3 protein-coding genes are annotated in these 2,832 nt (G+C 73.0%); all 3 read right to left on the bottom strand.

The window, feature by feature from the left end; genetic code table 11:
• The coding region (locus ACWDCZ_RS39995; RefSeq protein WP_449818548.1) for a hypothetical protein at nt 1-564 on the bottom strand (564 nt) is incomplete at its 3' end.
• Between the two features lie 11 nt (nt 565-575).
• The gene (locus ACWDCZ_RS39990; protein ID WP_449818547.1) at nt 576-1,922 is read right to left on the bottom strand and encodes a DUF4062 domain-containing protein; all 1,347 of its coding nucleotides are present in this window, start codon (nt 1,920-1,922) and stop codon (nt 576-578) included.
• Entirely contained in the window at nt 1,922-2,326 is a 405-nt protein-coding gene (locus ACWDCZ_RS39985) for a hypothetical protein (protein ID WP_375873030.1), read from the bottom strand. The genes ACWDCZ_RS39990 and ACWDCZ_RS39985 overlap by 1 nt, the downstream gene beginning before the upstream one ends.
• Nucleotides 2,327-2,832 lie beyond the last annotated feature (506 nt).

Raw genomic sequence — 2,832 nt, 5'->3', positions numbered from 1 at the left:
GTGGAAGCCCTCCGGCGTCGGCGCCGTGTGGGTCAGCGGGTAGACCCCGAACTGCAGGTAGTGCAGGGTCTTGCGCATCATCTGGGCCGGCGAGCAGACCGAGACGAGCGTGCCGAACCCGCCGTCCCTGAAGTACGAGGCGGCGACGAAGCACTCGTCGGCGGAGCCGTAGACGCCGGCCTCGCCCTTGTACCGCTCGTTGAGGTCGTCGCCGCGCACGGCCGGGGCCGGCACGCCGAGCTTCTCCAGGAACTCCCCGCCGGCCCGGCTGAGGCTGTTCTCGTCCTCCACCCCGAGGTGCCGGTGGCGGCTGCCCGGCACGTAGACCTCCACCGGCCGCCCGGCCTCCAGGTAGCCCCGGTAGAGCTCGTGGCCGCGCCGCAGCCGGGCCTCGAACTCCTCGCCCGGCACGGCCCGGTCGGCCAGCGGGTGCTGGGCCGCCACCTCGATCAGCACGCCCGGCAGGTGGCGCCGTGCCCGCATGAAGGCCTGGGCCGTGGAGAGCCGCTCGCGCCACCGCCGCTCCGTGGCAGGGGACAGGGCCGCCGTGTCACGTAAGTCCATCGCAGACCGCCTCACGATATCGTCCTCACTTCGCCGCGCTCCTCGACGATGGCCCAGGTCCGGTCGAAGTGCTTCCAGCAGGCGTCGATCAGACCGAAGTCCCGGGTCCCGCGCAGTTCCAGGGACGGGGTCTCCGGGGCCCGCGCCGGCGGCAGGGTCAGCGTGACCCATCCCCAGGTCCGGTCGCAGAGAATCATCGTGGACCGCAGGTGCGTGGTGAAGAACCCGATCTCGATCGATCCGGCGGCCGTGCTGCGCGCCCCTGCCTCGCGGACGATCGACCGCAGCCGGGCCTCCACCTCGCGCACCTCGGCCGCGATCGGCGAGCGCTGGTCCCACAGCGACTCGGACTCGTCGACGTCGACGAGGAACTGCCCGTCGGGCGTCGGCACCAGGACGCGGATCCGGGAGCCGGCCGCGAGCGCCTTCGTCAGGTAGGGCGTCTGGATCTCGATCAGCCGTTTTCCGCTGGTGGACATGATCCCGATCGACGAGGCCTTCCCGAGGTTCTCGCTCAGGGCGTTGCCGGCCTGCCCGTCCACGCTGATCCGGGCCACACCGATCTGCGTCCCCGGGGCCACCAGGTTCTGCCATTCGGCGGAGAAGGTGTGCGCGATCGAATTGCCCTTGACCCAGCCGGGCTGGGGAGTGTGCCGGACGGCCAGCCGCAGCGCCCTGGTGACGTCGTTGCGCAGGTCGGCGACGGTGCGCCAGGACCTCCAGAGCCGCTCGCGCCGCACCTTCTCGCGGAAGACGGCCAGCCGCTGCGCGTCCTCCGGCGTCGGCTGCCAGCTGTCCGTGTGCAGTTCGACGGGGTCGGCGTGGACGAACACCAGGATGGGCTTGTCCAGCGAGCGGGCGTGGTCGTACTCCCGTTCCGTGAAGCTGACGGTCCCCGCGCCGACGTCCCCGTACCGCGCTCCGAGGATGAGGACGAGGTAGTCGCAGTCGTTGATCACCCGCTCGACGACCTCCCAGGCGCCCTCCGCCCGCGCGTCGAACAGTTCCATGCCGGAGGGGATGTACCCCTCCTTGACCAGCTCGTCGATGACGGCCTCGCGGTGCTGCTTCAGGTCCAGGCTGGTCGAGCTCACGAACACCTGGTAGCGGCGCTCGTCAGGGGCGGTGCCGGCCGGCGGCGCGGTGCCCGACGACGCCGGGGCGCCGGGGTGGGCGTCGGACTCCGCCAGCCCGTAGTAGTTGAAGTTGTTCGTCACCGAGCTGCGCGGGCCGATGGCGTTGCCGGCGACGTCGGCCCCGGCACCGACCCCGCCGCCCCGCACCTCCACGTGCTCGGCCGGCCGCTCCGGCTCTCCCGGGTCCTGCGGCCTGCGCCGCCGGAAGCGCGACCCCGGCATCAGCCGGCCACCTCGCCGCCCTCGCCCAGCGCGTTCCCGGCGACATCGCCCCCCGCGGCCACCGCTCCCTCGCCCTCGGCCGACACGGCCCGCCCCGGCCCGGACACCCCGCGCGGGGCCGGCGGCGTCCCCGTGACCCTGCTGTCGGCGCCGATCGCGTTGCCCGTCACGCTCCCCCCTGCGGCCACGGCACCGCGTCCGCCGGCCCGGACGGCGCCACCGTCGTCCTGCCCGCCACGCCGCAGCGCGTACACCGAGGCGACGAGCCCGGCGAGTCCGACGACCGCCCCGACGACGGCGCTCGCCCGCTCGGCCCCGGCGGCGTCCCCGAGCACCGCCCACAGCGCGAGCGCGACCGCAACACCCGTACAGGCCGAGGCCGTTGACCAAAACAGCAGGCGCATGTGCGATGCCCTCCATCACAGCGACAACCCGGTGAGACCGTAGTACCCGGCCCCCGCTCGCACCACGCTCCGGAGGCACCTCGAACCGGGTCGCGCATCCGGCGACGGATACCGCCGCGCCGCCGGGACCGGCTCCCAGTGCGCCGGGTGGCCCGTACGGGGTGCCCGGAAAGGAGGGTGCGCCGGGCAGCCGGGATTGGCGCGCCCGGCGTCTTCACACCATTCGGTCCGCCCCGCTCGCCGATGACTGGTACACCCAGTGGAAGAACACCACGGCCGATCCCGACGCACCGGTGAAAGAAAATCCGACCGAAACTGACCTGGCGTTCGGACCAGGACGTCCTCTGGCGGGGGTCCAACCGGACCCCCGAGGTCATCTTCGCCGACGGGCTGCGACCACAGGGGGAGAAGACATCCGAGGACCAGCGCCAGTACAACTGGGTCAGCCCGAACGGCTCGGCCTGACGGCACTCCGTGGACACCGCGCTGCCCGGGGGACCGCGTTC

The organism is Kitasatospora sp. NPDC001225, from assembly GCF_053597855.1.
This window is presented reverse-complemented; position numbering and strand designations above follow the sequence as displayed.